This is a genomic window from Pseudomonas sp. VA159-2, assembly GCF_024126635.1.
Lineage (GTDB): Bacteria > Pseudomonadota > Gammaproteobacteria > Pseudomonadales > Pseudomonadaceae > Aquipseudomonas > Aquipseudomonas muyukensis.
Window position 1 is genome coordinate 1 of sequence record NZ_JAMYBV010000042.1, and the last position, 22,299, is coordinate 22,299.

Here is a 22,299-nt window from a genome sequence, read left to right on the forward strand (position 1 = left end):
CGAAAGGGCCGCAAGGCGGCCCCAGGATTTCAGCGTTGATGCAAAGATCGCAGGGGCCGCTTCGCGGCCCTTTCGCGACCCAAGGCCGCTCCTACACGGGGATTGCGCTTGGCTGGGCTCAATCCGGTCGCTGCAGGGTTTTCTGCTTGAGGATGTAGGCGCTGACCAGCACCGCGCTGGTCAGCATGAACACCCGCGCCCAGAACAGCGGCACCAGGTAGCAGGACAGGCCGATGCTCGCCCACATCAAGCCGATGGCATAGACCTTGCCCTTGAGCGGGATGCCCTCGCCGCTGAGGTAGTCGCGGATCCATGGCCCGAGCTTCGGGTGATGCACCAGCCAGGCATGAAAACGCGGCGAACTGCGGGCAAAGCAGGCCGCCGCGAGCAGCAGGAACGGGGTGGTGGGCAACACCGGCAGGAAGATCCCCGCCACCCCCAGCGCGACGCTGAGCCAGCCGACGGCCAGCAGCAGGTAGCGCACCACCTGTGATCAGTGGTGGCGCGGCTTGAGCAGGGCAGGCTTTTCTTCCGGCGCGTGCAGCAGCAGGAACAGGGCGCTCAGCGCCTCGGGGATCTGCACGATCATGTCGTCCTGCAGGTTGGCGTTGCTGGCAATGTCGGCGAACTCGGGCTGTTCGTCGAACAGGCCCGAGCCGACCATGATCGGCAGCAGCATTTCGCTGACTTCTTCCTCGGCGTTCTCGAACCAGGCCTCTTCACGCAGGAATACGCCTTCCATGAAGCCGATGCACCAACCGCGCAGGTCGGAATCGTCCGGCTCGTCGGTCAGGTCCAGTTCACACGGCAGGTCGAACTCCTCGTCGCTGGCCAGCTGGCGGGCGATGTGGCCCTTGAGCGCGACCAGGGTGGCCTCGATCTCGGTGCGCTGGGCCTCGCTGGCGTAGTGGGGTTGTTCGGCGAACAGCGCGTCGATCCATTCGCGTTCAGGTACTTCCTCGGAGCAGATCGACAGCGCGGTCAGGTAGCCGTGGGCGGCGACGTAGTCCAGCGCTTCTTCGTGCAGCTCATCGGCGTCGAGGAAGGCTTGCAGGCGGGTCAGTTGCTCGGCGAAGGACATTACAGGGCTACCTTGGGGAATAAACGATGCTGAATTCTAGCACCTTGCGGCGCTTGCGGGGCAAAGGGAACGTCCGTCACCGGGGCATGCCGGGGGGCGTGGCAGTCGGGTATACTCCGCGGTTTTTCGTGCCCGCTGGCGATTTTCGCGCCATCTGGCAAAAACCGCTTACGCATTCGGTGTGTGCGCGGCGGATTTATCGTCCAGCCTGAGTCCAGGATGGTACGGCGATTTTGGAGTGGCAAATGCTCGAACAGGCTCAGCGCGTCCTCAAGGATGTCTTCGGTTACGACAGTTTCCGCGGGCGCCAGGCAGCGATCATCGAATGCGTGGCAGGCGGCGGCGACGCCCTGGTGCTGATGCCCACCGGCGGTGGCAAGTCGCTGTGTTTCCAGGTACCGGGGTTGCTGCGCCCGGGCCTTACGGTGGTGGTGTCGCCGCTGATCGCGCTGATGGACGACCAGGTGGCTACCCTGGACGAGCTGGGCGTGGCCGCCGCCGCGTTGAACTCGACGCTCAGCGCCGAGCAGCAGCGTGACCTGGCCGGGCGCCTGCGCCGCGGCGAGGTGAAGATGCTCTACCTGGCCCCCGAACGCCTGGTACAGCCGCGCATGCTGGACTTCCTGCGCGGCCTGGACATCGCCCTGTTCGCCATCGACGAGGCCCACTGCGTGTCGCAATGGGGCCACGACTTCCGCCCGGAATACCTGCAACTGGGCCAGCTCGCCGAACTGTTCCCCCATGTGCCGCGCATCGCCCTGACCGCCACCGCCGACATGCGTACCCGCGAGGAGATCGTCCAGCGCCTGCACCTGCAAGGCGCCGAGCGCTTCCTGTCGAGCTTCGACCGGCCGAACATCTTCTACCGCATCGTGCCCAAGGAGGCGCCGCGCAAGCAGCTGATGGCCTTCCTCGGCGAGCGCCGCGGCAATGCCGGCATCGTCTATTGCCTGTCGCGCAAGAAGGTCGACGAAACCGCCGCGTTCCTCTGCGACCAAGGCTTCCCGGCGCTGCCCTACCACGCCGGGCTGGCCGCCGAGACCCGCGCTGCCAACCAGCACCGCTTCCTCAACGAGGAAGGCCTGATCATGGTTGCCACCATCGCCTTCGGCATGGGCATCGACAAACCCAACGTGCGCTTCGTCGCCCACCTCGACCTGCCCAAGTCGCTCGAGGCCTATTACCAGGAGACCGGCCGGGCCGGCCGCGACGGCCTGCCATCGGATGCCTGGATGGCCTACGGCCTGCAGGACATGGTGATGCTCAAGCAGATGCTGCAGAACTCCGAGGGCGACGAGCGCCACAAGCGCATCGAGCAGCACAAGCTCGACGCCATGCTGGCGCTGTGCGAGGAAACCCGCTGCCGCCGCCAGTCGCTGCTGGCCTACTTCGACGAAGTGCTGGAGCAACCCTGCGGGCATTGCGACAACTGTGTCGACAACGTACAGACCTGGGATGCCACCGAACCCGCGCGCCAGGCGCTGTCGGCAGTGTTCCGCACCGGCCAGCGCTATGGCGTCGGCCACCTGGTCGACGTGCTGCTGGGCAAGGACACCGAGAAAGTGCGTAATTTCGGCCACGAGAAACTCTCGGTGTTCGGTGTCGGCAAGGCCCTGGCCGAGGCCGAATGGCGCTCGCTGTTCCGCCAACTGGTGGCCCGTGGCCTGGTAGACATCGACCTGGAAGGCTATGGCGGCCTGCGCCTGTCCGACAGCTGCCGGCCGCTGCTGCGCGGCGAGGTGAACCTGCAACTGCGCCGCGACCTCAAGCCGCAGACCACGGCCAAGGCCTCCAGTGGCAGCGGCAGCAGCCCGGCCAGCCAGCTGGTGCGTGCCGAGGAGCGCGAGCTGTGGGAGGCACTGCGCACCCTGCGGCGCAAGCTGGCCGAGGAGCACAGCGTGCCGCCCTACGTCATCTTCCCCGACTCGACCCTGCTGGAGATGCTGCGCAGCATGCCCACCAGCCTCCGCGACATGGCCCAGGTCAGCGGCGTTGGCGCGCGCAAGCTGGAGCGCTACGGCCAGGCCTTCCTCGAAGTGCTCAACGGTGCTGGCGGCACCGAGGAGGCGCCGAAGGTGGTGCTCGACCTGCGTCACGAACTGGTCAGCCTGGCCCGTGCCGGCATGACCCCGGCGCAGATCGCCGGCCAGCTCAACTGCACCGAGAAGAACGTCTACAGCCTGCTGGCCGAGGCCATTGGCCGCCAGGAACTGAGCCTGGAGCAGGCACTGGATTTGCCCGAGGACCTGATGATGGAGGTGCAGGACGCCTTCCTCGACGGCGAGGGCGAGTTGCCGCCGGTGTCGGTGGTGGCGCCGCTGTTCGACGCGCGGGTGCCCGAGGGGGTGCTGCACTGCGTGCGCGCGGCGCTGGCGGCGGAGTTCGAGCTCTGATTGCCGGCATTTGTGCCATTTGCTGATCTTTGTCATGCCCCTACAGGAATATCCGCGTTTTCCACGGCGCTGAGCCTTGCCGGATCGGTCGGGTCATGATTAGCTGACTAATAATTAGTTCTGTTTATTGAGTTGCTTATGCCCCTGACCGACAACCAACACCGTTTCGGCATGCAGCTGGCCCAGATGTCCCGGGGTTGGCGTGCCGAACTGGACCGCCGCCTGGCCGGGCTCAACCTTTCGCAGGCGCGTTGGCTGGTGTTGTTGCACCTGGCGCGTTTCGACGAGGCGCCGACCCAGCGTGAGCTGGCCCAGAGCGTGGGCGTCGAGGGCCCGACCCTGGCCCGCCTGCTCGATAGCCTGGAAAGCCAGGGCCTGGTGCGCCGCCAGGCGGTGATGGAAGACCGCCGGGCCAAGAAGATCCTGCTGTGCCCGCCGGCCAAGCCGCTGATCGAGCAGATCGAAACCATCGCCAATGCCTTGCGCGTCGAGCTTTTCACCGGCATAGACGAGGCCGACATGGAAGTGTGCATGCGCGTGCATGCAAAGATCCTTGGTAATCTCGAGAAGTCCTGAACCCTTCGTCAATCGCGGGGCAAGCCCGCTCCCACACTAGGCTGCATGACGTGTGGCAGCGCGCTTGCCCCGCGATCGTTTCTAGAAGGTATGCCCCAGGTTCAGGTACACCGCCTTCTCATCGGCATCATTGACCCCATAGCTCAGGTTCAGCGGCCCCAGCGGCGTTTCCAGGCCGAGGAAGATGCTCGCCGCGTTGATGTAGCCACTGTCGAATTCATTGTCGTTGTTCCATGCCCGGCCACGCTCCAGCGAGCCACCCAGGTACAGCGGGAAGTCCAGCGGCAGGTACGCCCGTGGGGTCAGGCGGCGGTAGTAGACCATCCGCAGCAGGCTCATGTTCTGCCCAGAGATCGAGTCCTGGCGAAAGCCCGACAGCTGCCGCGCGCCACCGAACACGAAGCTTGAGGTCACCACCTCGGCGTCATCCAGGGTTCTTCCATAGCGCCCGCCCAGCACCAGGGTATTCGCTCCGCTGCTGATGGCCTTGTCCAGGTTGACCAGCCATTGCCGGTAGTCCTGGTCCGAGTCCAGCGACTTGTCGTACTTGCGCACGGTCAGGCCGATGTCCTCGCCGCTGTGCGGGAAGTACACGTTGTCGAAGGTGTCGAACGAGTACTTGAGCTCATAGAAGCCCTCGTTGAAGCTGACCTTGGGCAGGTCCTGGTCGCCGATGCGCACCTCGGCATTGCCCCAGGCCTTGCCCACCCCCAGGCGCACCTCGCCGTAGGTGCCGATCTGCCGGCCGACATTGAGGCCGAAGCCATAGCGCTCGAGGCGATACTCGGCCACCGGGTCGTTGTCGAGGGTGGCCTCGACGTTCTGCGAGCCCAGGTCCAGGTAGGGGGCGATGAAGTAGCGCGAACCGACGTCCAGCGGCTGGTAGAACTCGCTGTACAGCTCCTGCTGGTCGCCGATCTGCGCGCGGGTCAGCCATTCGGCGCCAAGGCGGTTGATGCCGTTGACCCGGTAGCTGGCGCCAAGGTTGAAGGCGCTGTCGCCGCGCAGGTCGTCGGACAGGTTCAGGCCCAGGCGCAGGTAGTCGGTGCCGCCGCGCCGGCCACGGGCATTGATCACCAGGGTGTTGTCCTCGCCCTTGTGCACCACCCGGTACTGCACCTGGTCGAAGTAGTCGAGGCCGTACAGGGTGCCCATGTCGGTCTGCAGGCGGCCGAGGTCCAGCGGTTCGCCGATGGGCTGGCGGATGTAGTAGCGGATCACGTCGTCGCTGACCTTGGAGTCGTTCTCCACCTTGATCGCGGTGATCATCGGCGTGCGCTGGCGTGGCGAGCGGGCCATCGCCAGGTTGGCGTCGCCTTCGGGCTGGCGCAGCGCCGCCAGGCGTGGGTCGAGACCGCGGGTGGCGCGGTAGCCGGCGTCGATCATGTCCTGGGCGCGGCCGAAGTCGGTGACGCCGAAGGCGGCCAGTGGCGGCTGCACCAGGATGTCCTCGCGGCGCAGGCTGGCCAGTTGTTCCTCGGAGTTGCGCCGGGTCATCAGGGTGATCGACTGGTTGAGCACATCCACCACCGTGGCCAGCTGCTTGCGGTTGCGCAGCGGTGTGCCGATGTCGACGACGATGGCCAGGTCGACGCCCATCTCGCGGACCACATCCACCGGGATGTTGTCGGTCATGCCACCGTCCACCAGCAGGCGGCCGTCCAGCTCCACCGGGGCGAACACCGCCGGGATCGACATGCTGGCGCGGATCACCTGGGGCAGGTGGCCGCGGCGGAACACCACCTTTTCGCCGCTGGTGATATCGGTGGCCACGGCACGGAACGGGATCGGCAGCTTGTCGAAGTCGCGAATGTCGGCAGTGTGGGCCAGCTTGCTTTCCAGCAGCAGGGCCAGGTTCTGGCCCTGGATCACCCCAAGGGGCAGGCCGAGGCTGCCGTCGTCGCGAAAGCTCAGCTTCTGCTTGACCAGAAAGTCGCGGTCGTCCTGCTTGCGCCGGAACGGCACGTCCTTGCGCGGTGGCGCGTCGGACAGCGCCTGTTGCCAGTCGAGGGTGGTGGCCAGCTTCTCCAGTTCGGCGATGCTGTAGCCAGAGGCATACAGCCCGCCGACCACCGCGCCCATGCTGGTGCCGGCGATGGCATCGATGCGCACGCCCTGTTCCTCGAGGGCCTTGAGCACGCCGATATGCGCCAGGCCACGGGCGGCGCCGCCGGACAACACCAAGCCGATCTTCGGCCGGGGCGCGTCGATGGCCTGCGCGGTGAAGGAGGTGAGCAGCAGGAGGCAGAACAGCAAGCGGCGCATCGTGAGTCTCAAACCAGAGGGTAAAGACCGCTAGTATAAGCGGCCCTTCCCACGGAGTTCCCCGACATGTCCGAGAGCAAGCCGCAAATTGTCATCACTTATTGCACCCAGTGCCAATGGCTGCTGCGTGCTGCCTGGCTGGCCCAGGAACTGCTCAGCACCTTTGCCGACGACCTTGGCCAGGTGGCCCTGGCACCCGCCACGGGCGGGGTGTTCCACATCAGCTGCGACGGCGTGCAGATCTGGGAGCGCAAGGCCGACGGCGGTTTTCCCGAGGCCAAGGTGCTCAAGCAACGGGTGCGCGACCAGATCGACCCGCAGCGCGACCTGGGCCATAACGACCGCTGATCAGGCGCCTTCGGCCACGGCCTGGCGGGCCGGCTGCTCGGCGGCCAGGCGGCTGGACAGGACGATGGCGAAGATGATCAGCGCGCCACCGGCAAGCATGCGCAGGGTCGGGGTTTCGGCAAACACCACCCAGGCCACGGCAATGCCGTAGACCGGTTCCATACCGAACACCACTGCGGCGGTGCGCGCCTTGATCACCGCCAGGCTGGCGACGAACAGGCTGTGGGCGACACCGGTGCAGAAGACCCCGAGCAGGGCGATCCACAGCCAGTCCAGCGGCGTTACGGCGCCCAGGCCAGGGGCGGCGAAGGGCAGCAGGCACAGGCCCACCACCAGGTTCTGCCACAGCGCGGCCTGCACGGCCGGCAGGCGCCCGGAGCCGGCGCGGTTGGTCAGCGACAGCAGCGAGAACAGCAGGCCCGACAGCAGCGCCCAGAGCAGGCCGCCGGTGGCGGCGCTGGCCAGGTCGAACGCTGGGGTCACCAGCACCAGGCCGATGCTCACCAGCGCGACCAGCAGCGCTTCGTTGCGGCGGATGCGTTCGCGGAACAGGAGGCCTTCGAGGATCACGGTGAAGGCCGGGAAACTGGCGAAACCCAGGGTGGCGATGGCCACGCCGGCGACCTTGACGGCAATGAAGAAACTCACCCAGTGCCCGGCCAGCAGCACGCCGCCGAGCAGCAGGCGGCGCAGGTCCTGGCCGCGCAGCGGGGCCCAGGCCTGGCGCGCCAGGCTGGCGAACAGGCCCAGGGCGAGCACGGCGAAGGCGGCGCGGCCGAAGACGATGATCGAGGGGCTGGCGCTGGTGGCCAGCTTGCCGAAGACGCCGGTCAGGCCGAAGAACAGCGCGCCGATATGCAGGGCGCCGAGGGCGGTGCGGTGGTTCATGGTAATCCTTTGGCTGCGGTGAGCGTTGCGTGCTGGCTCCATCGCCGGGCAGGCCCGCGATGAGGTCGATACAAGCAGCAGTGTATGTTCGATCCTCAGGCAGTTCTGTCGCCCACCTCGCGCCCGTTGTCGCCAGACTCGCGCCGCAACGCCAGCGGCGTGCAGCCGAATGTTCGCAGCACTGCCGCGCAGAAGGCGCTTTGCGAGCCATAGCCCACCTGTGCGGCGACCTCGCCCACCGGCAGCGGGGTGTCGCGCAACAATCGCCGCGCCATCAGCAAGCGCCGCTGGCGGATGTAGTCCATCGGCGTCATCCCCGTTTCGCTGGCGAACCGTGCGTACAGGCGCGCGCTGGACAGCCCGGCCAGCCGCGCCAGGTCGGCGACCTGCAACGGATGGGCGGCGTGCTGCTCGATATGCCGGTCGAAGGCGGCATAGGGCAGGCGCTTGTTGGCCGCTATCGCGGCCCCGGCGTGAGGCTGCAGGCTGGCCAGCAACAGCACAGCGCCCTGGCGGGCGATCAGCGGGTCGTCCACAGGGCTGCTTGCCAGCCAGTCGACCAGTTGCTGCTGGCGGCTGTCCAGGCTCAGGGCGCCTGGGCGGTCGAGCAAGCGCCGGCTGTTGTCGACATGCTCGCCCAGGTGTTCGTCAAGCCACGGCCCGGGCGGTACATCCAGCACCAGGCAATGGCTGCCCGCCGGGCTGCCGCAGGTATGGTGAGCACCGGCCGGCACCACCATCAGGTCCTGGCGGTCGATCCGCGCGCCACGGCCCTGCACCTCGAAATCCAGGCGCCCGCCCAGCCCGAACACCAGTTGCGAATGGTCGTGGCTATGGGCGATCAGGTCGTGGCGGTAATGGCGCAGCGATAGCAGCGGGCCGGTGGTCATGGCAAGTCCTCGTGAGCAGGCAGGCAGTGTACACCCTGCCGCGGCGCGCAGATCGTCACCGGATTGCCACCAACCTGTCACCTGCGCCTGCCAGTCTCCAGCAAACAGCGCCGGAGCCTGCCCATGACCCATGCCGAACTCGCCCGCCCCTCGCGCAAGCAGCGTGTGCGCACTCTCTGGATCTCCGACGTGCACCTGGGTACCCGGGACTGCCAGGCCGAGCACCTGGCGCACTTTCTCAAGGGTTACCAGGCCGACCGCATCTACCTGGTCGGCGACATCATCGATGGCTGGAAGCTGCGCAGCGGCATTTACTGGCCGCAAGCCCATACCAACGTCATCCGCCGCCTGCTGACCTTGAGCAAGCGCGGCACCGAGGTGATCTACGTCACCGGCAACCACGACGAATTCCTGCGCCGCTATTCCAGGCTGATGCTCGGCAACATCCAGCTGGTGGACGAGGCCGAGCACCTGACCGCCGATGGCCGGCGCCTGCTGGTGATCCACGGCGACCAGTTCGATGTGATTACCCGCTACCACCGCTGGCTGGCGTTCCTGGGCGATCGTGCCTACGAATTCACCCTGGTGCTCAACCGCTGGCTCAATCATTGGCGGGCCCATTATGGCTATGGCTACTGGTCGCTGTCGGCGTACCTCAAGCACAAGGTCAAGGGCGCGGTGAACTTCATCAGCGACTTCGAGGATGCCATCGCCCACGAGTGCACCCGGCGTGGCTTCCAGGGCGTGGTGTGCGGGCATATCCACCATGCCGAGATCCGCCAGGTCGGCGCGGTGGAATACCTCAATTGTGGTGACTGGGTCGAGTCGTGCACGGCGCTGATCGAGCACTGGGATGGGCAGATCGAGCTGTACCGTTTCGCCGAGGCCCAGGCCCGGGAGGCGGCGCAACGCTTGGCGGCACTGGGCGAGACGGCCTGAACGAGTCGCGGCGCTTCCTGTAGGCGCCAGCCTTGCTGGCGAACCAGGCGGCGCGGAGGATGGCACCGGCTGCGCCCGTGTTCGCCGGCAAGCCGGCTCCTACAACGGTTACGGCCTGCAATACCCGTAGGGGCCAGCTTGCTGGCGAACCAGGCGGCGCGGAGGATGGCACCGGCTAGGCCGGTGTTCGCCGGCAAGCCGGCTCCTACAATGGTTACGGCCTGCAATACCCGTAGGGGCCAGCTTGCTGGCGAACCAGGCGGCGCGGAGGATGGCACCGGCTATGCCGGTGTTCGCCGGCAAGGCCGGCTCCTACAACGGTTACGGCCTGCAATACCCGTAGGAGCCAGCCTCGCTGGCGAACCAGGCGGCGCGGAGGATGGTACCGACCGCGGCGGGTCGAGAGCATTCAGCAAGCCTGCAATCAGAGGGCGATGCGCCCCAGCAGGATGTCGCGGAACATGGCGAAATCGCCAACCAGGCTGTACCACGGGTGGCTGAAGGTGGCGGGGCGGTTCTTTTCGAAAAAGAAGTGCCCGACCCAGGCGAACCCGTAGCCGGCCAGCGGCACGGCCAGCAGCAACAGCCATTTGCCGCTGCCCAGGGTGTAGGCGAGCAGGGCGATTACCAGCGCGGTGCCGACGAAGTGCAGGCGACGGCAGGTGGGGTTGCTGTGCTCGCCCAGGTAGTAGGGGTAGAACTCGGCAAAACTGCGGAACTGCGTGGTGCTGGTCATGGCGGTGCTTTCCGGATCTGCGGGTCTGGCTACAGGATACACGGCGTGGAGCCTGAATCGAGTCTAGAGTCAGTTGGGGGGATGGCCAGTGACCCTGGGCGCCAATTGAGTATCCTTTCGTTTCATCGCCGCAGCGATCAACACAAGAAGCCGCCATGAGTGAGAGAACCACGTCAGCCAGCTGGGCATCAGGCATTGTCAAGGCACTCGAGCTCGAAGGGCTCGACTGCCCGGCGATGTTCAGGCAACTGGGCCTGGATTTCGCCGCCCTTGACGATCCGGACGCGCGCTTTACCCAGGACTCGATGACCCGCCTGTGGCAACTGGCGGTGGAGCTGTCCGGCAACCAGGCCATCGGGCTGAACATGGCGCGGGTGGTGCGCCCGGCGTCTTTCCATGTGGTGGGCTATGCGCTGATGTCCAGCCGGACCCTGGCCGAAGGCTTCGAGCGGCTGGTGCGCTACCAGCGGATCATCGCCGAAAGCTCGGACCTGAGCTTTCGCCTGGAGCCCGACGGCTATGCCCTGGTGTTGACCGTGCATGGCGACCACCTGCCGCCCACCCGGCACAGTGGCGAAGCCTCGCTGGCCTGCGCCCTGGCGCTGTGCACCTGGCTCAGCGGGCGGCCGATCCAGCCGCGGCGGGTGCTGATCCAGGGGGACCAGCCCAAACAGGTCGAGCCGTACAAGGCGGCGTTCCATGCGCCGCTGCAGTTCGGTGCGCCCCATGACGCGCTGGTGTTCGAGCGCGCCGACATGGAGGCGCCGCTGCCCACCGCCAACGAGGCGATGGCGGTGCTGCACGACCGGTTTGCCGGGGAATACCTGGCGCGCTTCTCGGACAGCCGCGTGACCCACCGGGTGCGCCAGGTGCTGTGTCGCATCCTGCCCCAGGGCGAGCCCAAGCGCGAGGCCGTGGCCCAGGCCCTGCACCTGTCCCAGCGCACCCTGCAACGGCGGCTGCAGGACGAAGGCACCCGCTTCCAGACCCTGCTCGACGACACCCGCCGCGAGCTGGCCGAGCAGTACCTGGCCCAGCCTGGCACCACCTTGCTGGAAACCGCCTACCTGCTGGGCTTCGCCGACCCGAGCAACTTCTACCGGGCGTTCCGCCGCTGGTTCGCCGTCACGCCGAGCGAATACCGCTTGCGGCGGGCGGTCAGTGACGCCAGAACGCCGGCATGCACAACACCAGCACCGTGATGATCTCCAGGCGGCCGAGCAGCATGCCGCCGGCGAGGATCCACTTGGCGGCATCGGGCAGCGTGGCATAGTTGCCAGCCGGGCCGATCACCTCGCCAAGCCCCGGGCCCACCCCCGAGACGGTGCCGGCGGCGCCGGTCAGCGCGGTCATCCAGTCCACGCCCAGCAGCGACAGCAGCAGGGCGATGATGCAGATGGTGATGGCGAAGAAGAACGAGAACGTCAGGATCGAGCGCACGATCTCTTCGTCGAGGCGGTGGCCGTTGTACTTCTGCTTGATCACCGCGCGCGGGTGGATCAGCTGGTTGAGGTTGGCCTTGAGCAGGATGTAGGCGACCTGGAAGCGGAAGATCTTGATGCCGCCAGCCGTCGAGCCCGAGCAGCCGCCGACGAAGCCCAGATAGAAGAACAGCATCAGCGAGAAATTGCCCCACAGGCTGTAGTCGCCCAGGGCGAAACCGGTGGTGGTGACCACCGAGGTGACGTTCAGCGCCACGTGGCGCAGGGCGTCGAGCCAGTGCAGGTCGGTCGTCGCCCAGTACCAGGTGCCGAGCACCAGCCAGGTGGCCACCAGCATGGCCAGCAGGCCCTGGACTTGCTGGTCCTTGATCAGCGCCCTGCGGTGGCCACGCAGGGTCGCCACGTAGAGGGTGAACGGCACGCTGCCCATGATCATCACCACCACCGCGACCCAGTGCACCGCGGGGATGTCCCATTTGGCCAGCGACTGGTCGGAGGTGGAGAAACCGCCGGTGGAAATCGCCGACATGGCATGGTTGATCGCGTCGAATGGGCTCATGCCCGCCCACCAGAAGGCCAGGCTGCCGAGCACGGTGATGCCGACGTACACCGCGACGATCGACTTGGCGACCATGTGCGAGCGAGGCATGACTTTTTCGGAGCGGTCGGAGGACTCGGTCTGGAACAGGCGCATGCCACCGATGCGCAGCAGCGGCAGGATCGCCACCGCCATGCCGATGAAGCCGATGCCGCCCAGCCAGTGCAGCATCGAGCGCCACATCAGGATGCCCGGCGACATGCTGTCCAGGCCGCTGAGCACGGTGGCGCCGGTGGCGGTAATGCCGGACATGCTCTCGAAGAAGGCGTCGGTGTAGCTGATGTGCTGGGTCAGCAGAAAGGGCAGGGCGGCGAACACGCACACCACCAGCCAGCTGCTGACCGTCAGCAGGTACATGTCGCGGGGGCGCAGGTGCACGTGTTCCGGGCGGCCGGGGATGACCAGGCCGAGGCCGGCGATGAAGGTGATCAGGCTGGCCCAGAGGAACGACGGCATGTCGCCGGTGCGCTCGAAGACCACCAGGGTCGCCATGGGCACCACCATGCTCACCGCCAGGGTGATCAGGAAGATGCCGATGATGAAACCAATGATCCTTAAGGTCGGCAACGCCATGTGATCTGCTCTGACTCGCTACGGAAAGGGCGCCATTCTACCTATGGACCTGGTCTTGTAAACGCACGATTGGCCGGGGCGTGGGGCACGCCCGCTCCCACGTGGCCTTCTGGTTGGTGCACAATGGCGGCACTTTCAGTCTTTCAGGAGGGTAGCCCATGGAGGCTCTCGACGCATTGCTCAACCGTGTTTCCGTGCCGCGCCTGAGCGAGCCTGCGCCCAATGCCGCGCAACGCGAGGCACTGTTCCAGGCGGCGCTGCGTGCGCCGGACCACGGCCAGCTGCGCCCCTGGCGCTTCCTGACCATCGAAGGCCAGGGCCGCGAGAAACTTGGCGAGCTGTTTGCCCAGGCCGTGCAGGCCAAGGGCGATGCCGCCCAGGCCGCGCTGGACAAGGCCCGCGCCATGCCGTTGCGCGCGCCGCTGCTGATTGTGGTGATTGCCCGCCTGCAGGAGCATTTCAAGGTGCCGCAGATCGAGCAGCGCCTGGCGGCCGGTTGCGCGGCCCATGGCATCCTGATCGCCGCCCATGCCCAGGGCATCGGCGCGGTATGGCGTACTGGCGACATGGCCTTCGATGCCCATGTGCACGAGGGGTTGGGGCTGGAGTCGAACGAAGAGGTGATCGGCTACCTGTATGTCGGTACGCCGATGGGCGAGCCGCGCACCGCGCCAGTGCTGGACACCGCGCAGTACGTCAAGGCCTGGGGCGAGTAAGTTGCGGGGCTGCGCAGCAGCCCTTGATCGGTCAGCCAGCAACGCTGTCGCAGGGAAAATCCAGCGTCGCGATGAACCCGCCCTGCGGGTGGTTGGCCAATACCAGCGTCCCACCATGACGCTCCGCCGCCTTGCGCGCGATCGCCAACCCCAGCCCATGCCCCGGTGCGTCCTGCCCCGGGGCCCGGAAGAACGGCTCGCCCAGCTGCGCCAAGTGCTCTGCCGCCACTCCCGGGCCATGGTCGCGCACGCTCAGCACGATACGCCCTTGCGCGCGCTGGGCATCGATCTCGACGGCCTGCCCGGCGGGGTTGAAGCGCAGGGCGTTGCGCAGCAGGTTGTCCACCGCCCGCTCGATCAAGGTCGGCCAACCCAGCAGGGTCAGCCCCGGTTGCATCTGTAGCCGCACGTCCTGCTCCGGCGCGGCCAGTTGGGCATCCTTGCGCACGCCGCCCAACAGCGCATTGAGGTCCACCGGCTCGGCATGGGCCTGTTCGGCGTCGACCCTGGCCAGCACCAGGATCTCGCTGATCAGGTCTTCCAGGCGGTCGCATTCGCGGGTCAGGCGTGGCCACAACGCCTGGCGCTGTTCGGTTTCGGCGCGTTCGGCCAGGGCCAGGGCGATGCGCAGCCGCGCCAGCGGCGAGCGCAGCTCATGGGAGACGTCGCGCAGCAGCTGGCGCTGGCTGCCGATCAGGCTTTGCAAGCGCGCGCCCATCTTGTTGAAGTCGTTGGCCAGCACGCCGAATTCGTCACGGCGTACCGCCAGGCGCGCCAGGCTGTTCTGCTGGTAGCTGGTCTGTCCCAGGTCATGCACGGCGCCGCGCAGGCGGCTCAGCGGGCGGGTGATGGACAGGGTCACCAGCAGGCTGAACAGGGTCAGCACCACCAGGGCTATGCCCAGGGCACTGAGCGGCCAGATCAGGCTCTCGCGGTGCCAGGCCGCCAGCTCCGGGTGCGGGATGCGGTAGATCAGCAGGTAGGTCTCGCCGCTGCCGGGGCTGGTGTATTCCTCGGTCAGGCGGCGCCAGGGCAGGCGTCGTTCGTCGTTGTGCTGGCGCGCCTCGAAGGCGGCGGCGCGGCGCGGGAAGGTGCCGGGGACCACGGCCTCGCCGCTGTCGTCGAGCACCTGCACATCGATCTTGTAGTGGTGCTTGCGGCGTTCGAGGAAGCGCTGGGCCGACTCGACACCTTCCTGTTCGTAATGCTGCGCCCAATGGCTGGCCAGGCCGTTCAGCCCGGGATGGCGGCTGAGGATCCAGGTGTCCTGGTTGAGCATGTGCCCGAGCAGGATCGACAGGCCGGCGACCAGGGCGATGGCCAGCCAGAAACTGGCCAGGATGCGCCAGAACAGTGAACGCAAGACGAGCACCTCCGAGAAATGGCGAAAGCCCGGGCCGCTGGAGAGCGGGCCGGGCGTCGGGCTGACAGCTTACTGGGCCTTGGCGGCTTTTTCAGCTTTCCAGGCCTTGAACTCCTGCCATTCGGCCTTGCGTGCGGCGCGTTCCTTCTGCAGGTCGTCGAACTTCTTCTGCTGCTCGGGCTTGAGCAGCGCGCGCACCTGGCTGTCGGTCTTGTCGTGGCTGGCCTTGAGTTCGTCCTTCAGGGCCTTTTGCTCGGCAGCGGGCAGCTTGTCGAGGTAGCGCGCGGTGATCTCGCGGCGCTGCTGCATCTGCTCGCCCATCAGCTTGCCGATCTGCTGGCGTTGCTCGCGGCTCAGGTCCAGCTGGGCGAAAGGCGCGTCACCGCGGTGATGCGGGCCGTCGTGGCGCGGACCGCCTTCGGGCATGGCCATGGCCACGGTCGGCAGGGCGGCGGCGAACATCAGGGCGATAAGGGTCTTGCGCATGGTGTCTCTCCTTTCAGGGGCCGGTGGTTACCGGATGAGCCCAGTCTAGGGAGATCAAGGTCAAGGGCGGTCAGGCGAGGGTAAAGGCTGGGTAAAGATCAAAGGCGTCGCGGCGCGGATTCTGTAGGAGCGGCCTTGTGTCGCGAAAGGGCTGCGCAGCAGCCCCGGAATATCAGCGTTTTTGCAAAGATCGCCGGGGCCGCTTCGCGCCCCGTCGCGACGCAAGGCCGCCCCCACAGGGTTCTAGCCGCAGTCAGAGACTGTAGTAGTAGCCCCGGCTGCGCAGCGCGACGATGCGCGGGCGGCCGTCGGGGTGGGGGCCGATCTTCTTGCGCAGGTTGCTGACGTGCATGTCCAGGCTGCGGTCATAGAGCGTGAGCTTGCGACCCAGGCCGATCTGCGCCAGTTCCTGCTTGTCCAGCGGCTCGCCGGGTTGGCGCAGCAGCGCCTCGAGGATGCGGCTTTCGGAGAGGGTGAGGGTCATCTCGCGCTGGTCGATGCTGACCACCCCGCGCACCGGGCTGAACACCAGGTCGCCGACCTCGACCTGGCTGCTGGGCGCGCTGGGGTGGCTGCGGCGCAGCACTGCGCGCAGGCGGGCGGTGAGCTCGCGCGGGTCGCAGGGCTTGGCCAGGTAGTCGTCGGCGCCCAGTTCCAGGCCGAGGATGCGGTCCAGCGGCTCGCCGCGGGCCGAGAGCATCAGCACCGGCAGGTCGGTGTGTTCGCTGCGCAGTTGCTTGAGCAGTTCCAGACCGCTGCCGTCCGGCAGCATGACGTCCAGCACCACCGCCGCCGGTGCATGGGCAGCCAGGGCCTGGCGCGCGCTCTGGCCGTCGTGGCAGGCGCGTACCGCGAACCCTTCCTGGGTCAGCCAGCTGCCGAGCAGCTCGCACAGTTCCTGGTCATCATCAATCAGTAACAGCTCGCTCATGTCTCACTCAATTCAACCATTGACGGCGTCTTCTGTGTCCGCCGCTGGCTAAGATACCGCAGACGGCCGACAACAGTGCAACGACCGAGCCGATCAGGAACCACTGCTGCTGGTCGGTCAGCAGGTGTCGGGGAGCGCTGGCGCCGGCTTGCAGCTCCTTGATCGCCAGCTTCAGGCGCTGGTTGTCCTGGCGCAGGCGGGTGAGCTGGGCGCTCTCGCGCTCGCTGTCCTGGCGCTGCAGTTGCAGGTTCAGCGCGTCGCGCTGCTTCTCGCTTGCTTCCAGGCGCTGCTGCAGCTCGGTGATCCGCGCCCCGGCTTCCAGCGACAACGGCTGCTCGGCCGCGGCGAAAGGGGACAGCAGCAACAGGCAAAGCAACAGGGACATCGGACCTTGACGCATTGGAACTCCTGATTCGAATCGATTCAGGAGGTTGTCGGCCGGTTGTCGGGATTTATGAGTTGGAACGCCGAGCGCGTCTTTGTCGGAGCGGCCTGGTGTCGCGAAAGGGGCGCAAAGCGCCCCCGGAACCCGCGTTGACAACTCAATTGCCAGGGCCGCTGCGCAGCCCATTCGCGACGCAAGGCCGCTCCCACAGGGGGCACGACTTCGAGGTTACGGCAGGACTTGCTTGAACGGCTTGACCACGACCTCGGCGTACACGCCCGCGGCGATGTAGGGGTCGGCATCGGCCCAGGCCTGGGCGGCGGCCAGCGAGTCGAACTCGGCGACGATCAGGCTGCCGCTGAAACCGGCGGCGCCAGGGTCGTTGCTGTCGATGGCCGGGTGCGGCCCGGCCAGTACCACGCGGCCTTCGGCCTTGAGCTGCTGCAGGCGCTCGATGTGCGCCGGGCGGGCGGCCAGGCGTTTGTCCAGGGAGTTTTCCACGTCGCTGGCGATGATGGCGTAGAGCATGTCAGTCCTTGGGTTTGGAGGTGGAGGGGTCGGCGTCGTGCAGGTGGCGCGAAAGGTAGACACCCTGGGCCACCAGGAAGATCACGGTCATGCCCAGGCTGCCGAAGACCTTGAAGTCGACCCAGATGTCCTGGAAGGTGAAGGCGACGAACAGGTTGGCCGCGCCGCACACCAGGAAGAAACCGATCCAGGCCAGGTTCAGGCGCGTCCAGATGGCCTCCGGCAGGCTCAGGGCGTGGCCCATGATGCGCTTGATCAGCACCCGGTCGCCGATGAAGTGGCTGCCGGCGAAGGCCAGGGCGAACAACCAGTTGACCACCGGCGCCTTCCACTTGAGGAAGGTCTCGCTGTGGAAGGCCAGGGTCAGGCCGCCGAACACCAGGCAGGCCACCAGGGTCAGCAATTGGCCTTTTTCCAGCTTGCCGTGGCGCAGGAACAGCGCGCCATAAACCACCAGGGAACTGACGATGAGCATCGCCGTGGCGCTGTAGATACCACCGAATTCGAAGCCGTGGCCGGCGATTTCGACGGGGCGCGGGTCGAGTTTGTAGACGATGAAGAACAGCAGCAGCGGGATGAAATCGATGAATTGTTTCACAGTGGCAGCCAGAAGCGGGATGTGACGGCATAATAACAAACATCGATTCCAGCGAAAGCGCTCCTCCATGAATGTTGATCTGCACTGCCACAGCACGGCCTCCGACGGCGCCCTGTCGCCCACGGCACTGGTCGCCCGGGCCCATGAGCACGGGGTGCGCACGCTGTCGCTCACCGACCACGACACCATCGACGGCCTGCCCGAGGCGCGCCAGGCCTGTGCCGAGCGGGGCATGGGCTGGGTCAGCGGCGTGGAGCTCTCCTGCACCTGGGGAGGCGCCACCATTCATGTGCTCGGTTATGACTTCCCCCTCGATGCCGCGCCATTGCTCGAGGCGATCGACGGCCTGCACCGTGGCCGCTGGCTGCGCGCCGAGGAGATCGACCGCAAGCTGGCGGCCAAGGGCATGCCGGGCGCGCTGCAAGGCGCGCGGGCGGTGCAGCAGGAACTGGGCGACAGCGGCAATGCCCCGGCGCGACCGCATTTTGCCGAGTTCCTGGTGCGCGCCGGCTTCGTCAAGGACCGCGGCGAGGCGTTTCGCAAGTGGCTGGGCGCCGGCAAGCTGGGCGACGTCAAGCTGCATTGGCCGACCCTCGAGGAAACTGTCGCCACCCTGCGCGAGTCCAACGCCTGGGTGAGCCTGGCTCATCCCATGCACTACGATCTGACCCGCAGCAAGCGCAGACGGCTGATTGCCGACTATATTCAGGCTGGAGGGCAGGCGCTGGAAGTGGTCAATGGGATGATGCCGCCCGAGCAGGTGGGCACGCTGTCCATCCTCACCCGTGAGTTCGGCCTGCTGGCAAGTGCCGGCAGCGATTTCCACGGCCCCGGCACCTGGGGCGAGATCGGTGCCTACCGGCCATTGCCCGAGGACCTGCCACCCCTGTGGCGCCGATTCCGACATGAACAGCCTATGGCGGTATGAACAGGACGACTACGTGAGCCAATTTTTCCAGATTCATCCGGAGAACCCGCAGGCGCGCCTGATCAAGCAGGCCGTGGAGATCATCCGCAAGGGGGGCGTGGTGGTCTACCCGACCGACTCGGCCTATGCGATGGGCTGCCAGATCGGCGACAAGGGCGCCATCGAGCGGGTGCGCCGCCTGCGGCAGCTGGACAAGAACCACAACTTCACCCTGTTGTGCTGCGACCTGTCCGAGATGGGTACCTTCGCCAAGATCGACACGGCGACGTTCCGCCTGCTCAAGGCCCACATCCCGGGCCCCTACACCTTCATCCTCAACGCTACCCGTGAAGTGCCGCGCCTGCTGCTGCACGAGAAACGCCGCACCATTGGCCTGCGCGTGCCATCCAATCCCATCGTCCTGGCCCTGCTCGAGGAGCTTGGCGAACCGCTGATGAGCGTCAGCCTGATCCTGCCGGGGGACGATGAGCCGATGACCGATCCCTACGAGATCCGCCAGCGCCTGGAGCATCATGTCGACCTGATCATCGACGGCGGCTTCGGCGACCTGAAAGCTTCGACCGTCATCGACCTGTCCGGTGACGAACCGGAACTGATTCGCGAAGGCTGCGGCGACCCCACGCCGTTCCTGGTCAACGCGTGAGCCAGCTGGAAGCGCCCGAGGCGTCGGCCCTGGAGGCCGAAGCGCCGCAACAGCTGCAACTGGCCCTGGTCTACGGCGAAGCCCTGACCGAACTGCCGCTGGACCTGTATATCCCGCCGGACGCCCTGGAAGTGATCCTGGAGGCCTTCGAAGGCCCGCTGGACCTGCTGCTGTACCTGATTCGCAAGCAGAACATCGACATCCTCGACATCCCCGTGGCAGAGATCACCCGCCAGTACATGGGCTACGTCGAGCTGATGAAGAGCGTGCGCCTGGAACTGGCCGCCGAGTACCTGGTGATGGCCGCGATGCTCGCCGAGATCAAGTCGCGCATGCTGCTGCCGCGCTCCAGCGAGGTCGAGGAAGACGAGGGCGATCCGCGCGCCGAGCTGATTCGTCGCTTGCAGGAGTACGAGCGCTTCAAGGCCGCCGCCGAGGGCATCGACGAACTGCCCCGGGTCGGTCGCGATGTCGTGGTGCCACGCCTGGAGGCGCCCCAGGCCAAGGTGCGCAAGCTGTTGCCGGTGGTGGCGCTGGAGGAGATCCTGCTGTCGATGGCCGAGGTCATGCGCCGCAACGACCTGTTCGAAAGCCACCAGATCACCCGCGAGGTGCTCTCGACCCGCGAGCGCATGAGCGACGTGCTCGAGCGCCTCAAGGGCGGTGGCTTCGTGCCCTTCGTCGAGCTGTTCGGCGCCGAGGAGGGCAAGCTCGGCGTGGTGGTGACCTTCATGGCGATTCTCGAGCTTGTGAAGGAATCGCTGATCGAACTGGTGCAAAATGAGCCTTTCGCCCCGATCCACGTCCGCGCGCGGGCAGAGTGACCTGACGACCGATGAACCTGAACGAACCCCGCGAACTGGCTTCGCTGATCGAGGCCTTCCTGCTCGCCTCGGGCAAGCCGCAATCCCTCGAGCGCCTGTACGAGCTGTTCGAGGAGGCCGAGCGCCCGGCGCCCGGCGTTTTCAAGAAAGCCCTCGAGGTGCTCGGCAAGTCCTGCGCCGGGCGCGCCTTCGAACTCAAGGAGGTGGCCAGCGGCTATCGCCTGCAGATCCGCGAGGACTACGCCCCCTGGGTTGGCCGCCTGTGGGAAGAGCGTCCCCAGCGTTATTCGCGGGCCCTGCTCGAGACCATGGCGCTGATCGCCTACCGCCAGCCCATCACCCGGGGTGAGATCGAGGACGTGCGCGGCGTGGCGGTGAACAGCAACATCATCAAGACGCTGATGGAGCGTGAGTGGATCCGTATCGTCGGTTACCGCGAGGTGCCGGGGCGCCCGGCGATGTTCGCCACCACCAAGGCGTTTCTCGATCACTTCAACCTCAAGAGCCTCGACGAGTTGCCGGCCTTGGCCGAACTGCGCGAGATGGAGCTGGAACCCGCGCTTGACCCGGACGAGGCGCCGGTGCCGGCGCATTTGCAGGCGTTGGCCGACGCCAGCTTGGGTGAGGAGGGCGAAGAACAGGGGCCCAAGGACGAGACCAGCTTCCGCTCGCTGCTGGTGGAGCTGGATGCCATGGAAGACGGGCTCAAGACCGATTTCGATGATTTACGCGATGAGACGCAGGCGCCTGAGGCCGAGCCGAAGGTCTAGTGGGGTCGCCACCTTTGGGCGGAATCTGCAGGCAGGGCGCGAAAAACCTTCTACCCTCCAGATGCGTTAACCCGCCGAACCGCGTATGATGCGCGCCCGCTTTCACTACTACACCGGGAGGTGCCCAGATGAGTGACCAAGATCTGCAAGACCAACAACCCACCCCGCCGTCCGGCGAAAAGCTGCAGAAGGTGCTGGCGCGCATTGGCGTCGGTTCGCGCCGTGACGTCGAGGCCTGGATCAGCCAGGGGCGTATCAAGGTCAACGGCGTCGAGGCCACCCTCGGCCTGCGTGTCGACCTGCACGACGCCATCACCGTCGATGGCAAGCTGATCAAGCGCGTGGAGGCCGCCGAGGCCACCCGCCGGGTGATCATGTACAACAAGCCCGACGGCGAAATCTGCACCCGCGACGACCCGGAAGGCCGCCCGACCGTGTTCGACCGCCTGCCGCGTCCGAAAGAGGGGCGCTGGATCAACATCGGTCGCCTGGACATCAACACCACCGGCCTGCTGTTGTTCACCACCGATGGCGAGCTGGCCAACCGCCTGATGCACCCGTCCTACGAGATGGACCGCGAGTACGCGGTGCGGGTGCGTGGCGAGGTCGACGACGACATGGTCGATCGCCTCAAGGCCGGGGTGATGCTCGAGGATGGCCCGGCCAAGTTCACCGACATCCAGAAGGCGCCGGGCGGTGAAGGTTTCAACCACTGGTACCACTGCGTGGTGATGGAAGGCCGCAACCGTGAAGTGCGGCGCCTGTGGGAGTCCCAGGGCGTGGTGGTCAGCCGCCTGAAGCGCGTGCGTTTCGGCCCGGTGTTCCTCAACTCCGACCTGCCGATGGGCCGCTGGCGCGAAATGAGCCAGGGCGAGATCGACATCCTGGCCGCCGAAGTTGGCCTGCAGCCGGTGGCGCTGCCGGAGATGAAGCTCAAGGCCAAGGACAAGCTCGAGCGCCTGCAGCGCAAGTCGACCCGTCCGCTGGGCCGTGGCGAGCGTGTGCGCAGCCTGCGCCCGGCTGCCGAAGGCCAGGGCGAGCGCCCGGCCCGTGCGCCGCGTGAAGACGCCGCGCCGCGCAAGGGTGGGCGCGGTAGCGCGGTGGCCGAGCGGCCGAGCGAGATGCGCAAGCGCCCGGCGCGCCCTGATGGCGATAAGCCGGCGGGGCGTGGCCGTGGACGCGAGAAGCCGCGCGGCTGATCGGTCTCGGTGTTGTCACAGCCAGCCTTCGGGCTGGCTTTTTTGTGCGCGAGCGTGTGGTCTTCCCTGGCTTCGTAGGCAGCAGTCTTGCTGGTGAAACAGGCGCCACGGAGGATGGCACCGGCCATGCCGGTGTTCGCCGGCAAAGCCGGCTCCTACGCCGATTACGGCCTGCAACACCCGTAGGAGCCAGCCTTGC

General features: G+C 66.7%; 24 protein-coding genes. 11 read left to right on the plus strand and 13 right to left on the minus strand.

Annotation, left to right across the window (positions count from 1 at the left end):
• Window positions 1-118: 118 nt before the first annotated feature.
• Both NJG22_RS23415 and NJG22_RS23420 read right to left on the minus strand, forming a co-directional pair.
• Window positions 119-484: a YbaN family protein gene (locus NJG22_RS23415; RefSeq protein ID WP_253098222.1), complete on the minus strand. Its 366-nt coding sequence runs from the start codon at window positions 482-484 to the stop codon at window positions 119-121.
• A 9-nt stretch (window positions 485-493) separates the two neighbouring features.
• Window positions 494-1,081, minus strand: coding sequence for a YecA family protein (locus NJG22_RS23420; protein WP_253098224.1), 588 nt, complete (start codon window positions 1,079-1,081; stop codon window positions 494-496).
• Window positions 1,082-1,326: 245 nt separating this feature from the next.
• Here NJG22_RS23420 and recQ point away from each other — a divergent pair, with 245 nt between their 5' ends.
• Both recQ and NJG22_RS23430 read left to right on the plus strand, forming a co-directional pair.
• A complete protein-coding gene (recQ, locus tag NJG22_RS23425; protein ID WP_253098226.1) occupies window positions 1,327-3,474 on the plus strand; it encodes a DNA helicase RecQ in 2,148 nt (715 codons plus the stop codon).
• Window positions 3,475-3,612: 138 nt separating this feature from the next.
• Window positions 3,613-4,050, plus strand: coding sequence for a MarR family transcriptional regulator (locus tag NJG22_RS23430; RefSeq protein WP_217849147.1), 438 nt, complete (start codon window positions 3,613-3,615; stop codon window positions 4,048-4,050).
• An 81-nt stretch (window positions 4,051-4,131) separates the two neighbouring features.
• Here NJG22_RS23430 and NJG22_RS23435 read toward each other — a convergent pair whose 3' ends face one another.
• On the minus strand, window positions 4,132-6,315 hold the full coding sequence (locus NJG22_RS23435) for a patatin-like phospholipase family protein (RefSeq protein WP_253098228.1): 2,184 nt from the start codon (window positions 6,313-6,315) through the stop codon (window positions 4,132-4,134).
• A 66-nt stretch (window positions 6,316-6,381) separates the two neighbouring features.
• Here NJG22_RS23435 and NJG22_RS23440 point away from each other — a divergent pair, with 66 nt between their 5' ends.
• Window positions 6,382-6,663 carry a SelT/SelW/SelH family protein gene (locus NJG22_RS23440; protein WP_217849143.1) on the plus strand — a complete coding sequence of 94 codons (282 nt, stop codon included), beginning with the start codon at window positions 6,382-6,384 and terminating at the stop codon, window positions 6,661-6,663.
• Here the strand turns inward: NJG22_RS23440 and NJG22_RS23445 are convergent, their stop codons facing one another.
• Both NJG22_RS23445 and NJG22_RS23450 read right to left on the minus strand, forming a co-directional pair.
• A complete protein-coding gene (locus NJG22_RS23445; RefSeq protein ID WP_253098230.1) occupies window positions 6,664-7,551 on the minus strand; it encodes a DMT family transporter in 888 nt (295 codons plus the stop codon).
• 95 nt (window positions 7,552-7,646) lie between these two features.
• Complete coding sequence (locus NJG22_RS23450; RefSeq protein WP_253098232.1) at window positions 7,647-8,441, minus strand: AraC family transcriptional regulator; 795 nt, start codon at window positions 8,439-8,441, stop codon at window positions 7,647-7,649.
• 123 nt (window positions 8,442-8,564) lie between these two features.
• On the opposite strand from NJG22_RS23450, the gene NJG22_RS23455 reads away from it, so the two are divergent.
• Complete coding sequence (locus NJG22_RS23455) at window positions 8,565-9,380, plus strand: UDP-2,3-diacylglucosamine diphosphatase (RefSeq protein ID WP_253098234.1); 816 nt, start codon at window positions 8,565-8,567, stop codon at window positions 9,378-9,380.
• 424 nt (window positions 9,381-9,804) lie between these two features.
• Here the strand turns inward: NJG22_RS23455 and NJG22_RS23460 are convergent, their stop codons facing one another.
• A complete protein-coding gene (locus NJG22_RS23460; protein ID WP_134690956.1) occupies window positions 9,805-10,116 on the minus strand; it encodes a DUF962 domain-containing protein in 312 nt (103 codons plus the stop codon).
• Window positions 10,117-10,271: 155 nt separating this feature from the next.
• On the opposite strand from NJG22_RS23460, the gene NJG22_RS23465 reads away from it, so the two are divergent.
• Window positions 10,272-11,318: an AraC family transcriptional regulator gene (locus NJG22_RS23465; protein WP_253098236.1), complete on the plus strand. Its 1,047-nt coding sequence runs from the start codon at window positions 10,272-10,274 to the stop codon at window positions 11,316-11,318.
• Here the strand turns inward: NJG22_RS23465 and NJG22_RS23470 are convergent.
• The gene (locus tag NJG22_RS23470) at window positions 11,275-12,729 is read right to left on the minus strand and encodes a TrkH family potassium uptake protein (RefSeq protein WP_253098238.1); all 1,455 of its coding nucleotides are present in this window, start codon (window positions 12,727-12,729) and stop codon (window positions 11,275-11,277) included. The two genes, NJG22_RS23465 and NJG22_RS23470, sit on opposite strands and share 44 nt — an antisense overlap.
• Window positions 12,730-12,887: 158 nt before the next feature.
• Between NJG22_RS23470 and NJG22_RS23475 the strand changes: the two genes are divergently transcribed.
• The gene (locus NJG22_RS23475; RefSeq protein WP_253098240.1) at window positions 12,888-13,445 is read left to right on the plus strand and encodes an NAD(P)H nitroreductase; all 558 of its coding nucleotides are present in this window, start codon (window positions 12,888-12,890) and stop codon (window positions 13,443-13,445) included.
• 31 nt (window positions 13,446-13,476) lie between these two features.
• Here NJG22_RS23475 and NJG22_RS23480 read toward each other — a convergent pair whose 3' ends face one another.
• The 6 genes from NJG22_RS23480 to NJG22_RS23505 form a co-directional block, all read right to left on the minus strand.
• A complete protein-coding gene (locus tag NJG22_RS23480; RefSeq protein WP_253098242.1) occupies window positions 13,477-14,808 on the minus strand; it encodes a HAMP domain-containing sensor histidine kinase in 1,332 nt (443 codons plus the stop codon).
• 69 nt (window positions 14,809-14,877) lie between these two features.
• Complete coding sequence (locus tag NJG22_RS23485) at window positions 14,878-15,294, minus strand: Spy/CpxP family protein refolding chaperone (protein WP_253098244.1); 417 nt, start codon at window positions 15,292-15,294, stop codon at window positions 14,878-14,880.
• Window positions 15,295-15,547: 253 nt separating this feature from the next.
• A complete protein-coding gene (locus NJG22_RS23490) occupies window positions 15,548-16,225 on the minus strand; it encodes a response regulator transcription factor (RefSeq protein ID WP_134690945.1) in 678 nt (225 codons plus the stop codon).
• Window positions 16,226-16,232: 7 nt separating this feature from the next.
• Window positions 16,233-16,625 carry a translation initiation factor 2 gene (locus tag NJG22_RS23495; protein ID WP_253098246.1) on the minus strand — a complete coding sequence of 131 codons (393 nt, stop codon included), beginning with the start codon at window positions 16,623-16,625 and terminating at the stop codon, window positions 16,233-16,235.
• Between the two features lie 213 nt (window positions 16,626-16,838).
• Window positions 16,839-17,138 carry a YciI family protein gene (locus NJG22_RS23500; protein WP_253098248.1) on the minus strand — a complete coding sequence of 100 codons (300 nt, stop codon included), beginning with the start codon at window positions 17,136-17,138 and terminating at the stop codon, window positions 16,839-16,841.
• A 1-nt stretch (window position 17,139) separates the two neighbouring features.
• Window positions 17,140-17,736 carry a septation protein A gene (locus NJG22_RS23505; protein WP_134690939.1) on the minus strand — a complete coding sequence of 199 codons (597 nt, stop codon included), beginning with the start codon at window positions 17,734-17,736 and terminating at the stop codon, window positions 17,140-17,142.
• A gap of 67 nt (window positions 17,737-17,803) precedes the next feature.
• Here NJG22_RS23505 and NJG22_RS23510 point away from each other — a divergent pair, with 67 nt between their 5' ends.
• From NJG22_RS23510 to rluB, 5 genes are all read left to right on the plus strand, one after another.
• Entirely contained in the window at window positions 17,804-18,664 is an 861-nt protein-coding gene (locus NJG22_RS23510; protein WP_217849122.1) for a PHP domain-containing protein, read from the plus strand.
• A 13-nt stretch (window positions 18,665-18,677) separates the two neighbouring features.
• Entirely contained in the window at window positions 18,678-19,307 is a 630-nt protein-coding gene (locus NJG22_RS23515) for an L-threonylcarbamoyladenylate synthase (RefSeq protein WP_253098251.1), read from the plus strand.
• A gap of 125 nt (window positions 19,308-19,432) precedes the next feature.
• Window positions 19,433-20,131, plus strand: a complete 699-nt coding sequence (locus NJG22_RS23520) for a ScpA family protein (protein WP_253098255.1) — start codon at window positions 19,433-19,435, stop codon at window positions 20,129-20,131.
• Between the two features lie 11 nt (window positions 20,132-20,142).
• A complete protein-coding gene (gene scpB, locus NJG22_RS23525) occupies window positions 20,143-20,901 on the plus strand; it encodes an SMC-Scp complex subunit ScpB (RefSeq protein WP_253098253.1) in 759 nt (252 codons plus the stop codon).
• A gap of 128 nt (window positions 20,902-21,029) precedes the next feature.
• A complete protein-coding gene (gene rluB / locus NJG22_RS23530; RefSeq protein WP_217849117.1) occupies window positions 21,030-22,100 on the plus strand; it encodes a 23S rRNA pseudouridine(2605) synthase RluB in 1,071 nt (356 codons plus the stop codon).
• The last annotated feature ends 199 nt before the right edge of the window (window positions 22,101-22,299 follow it).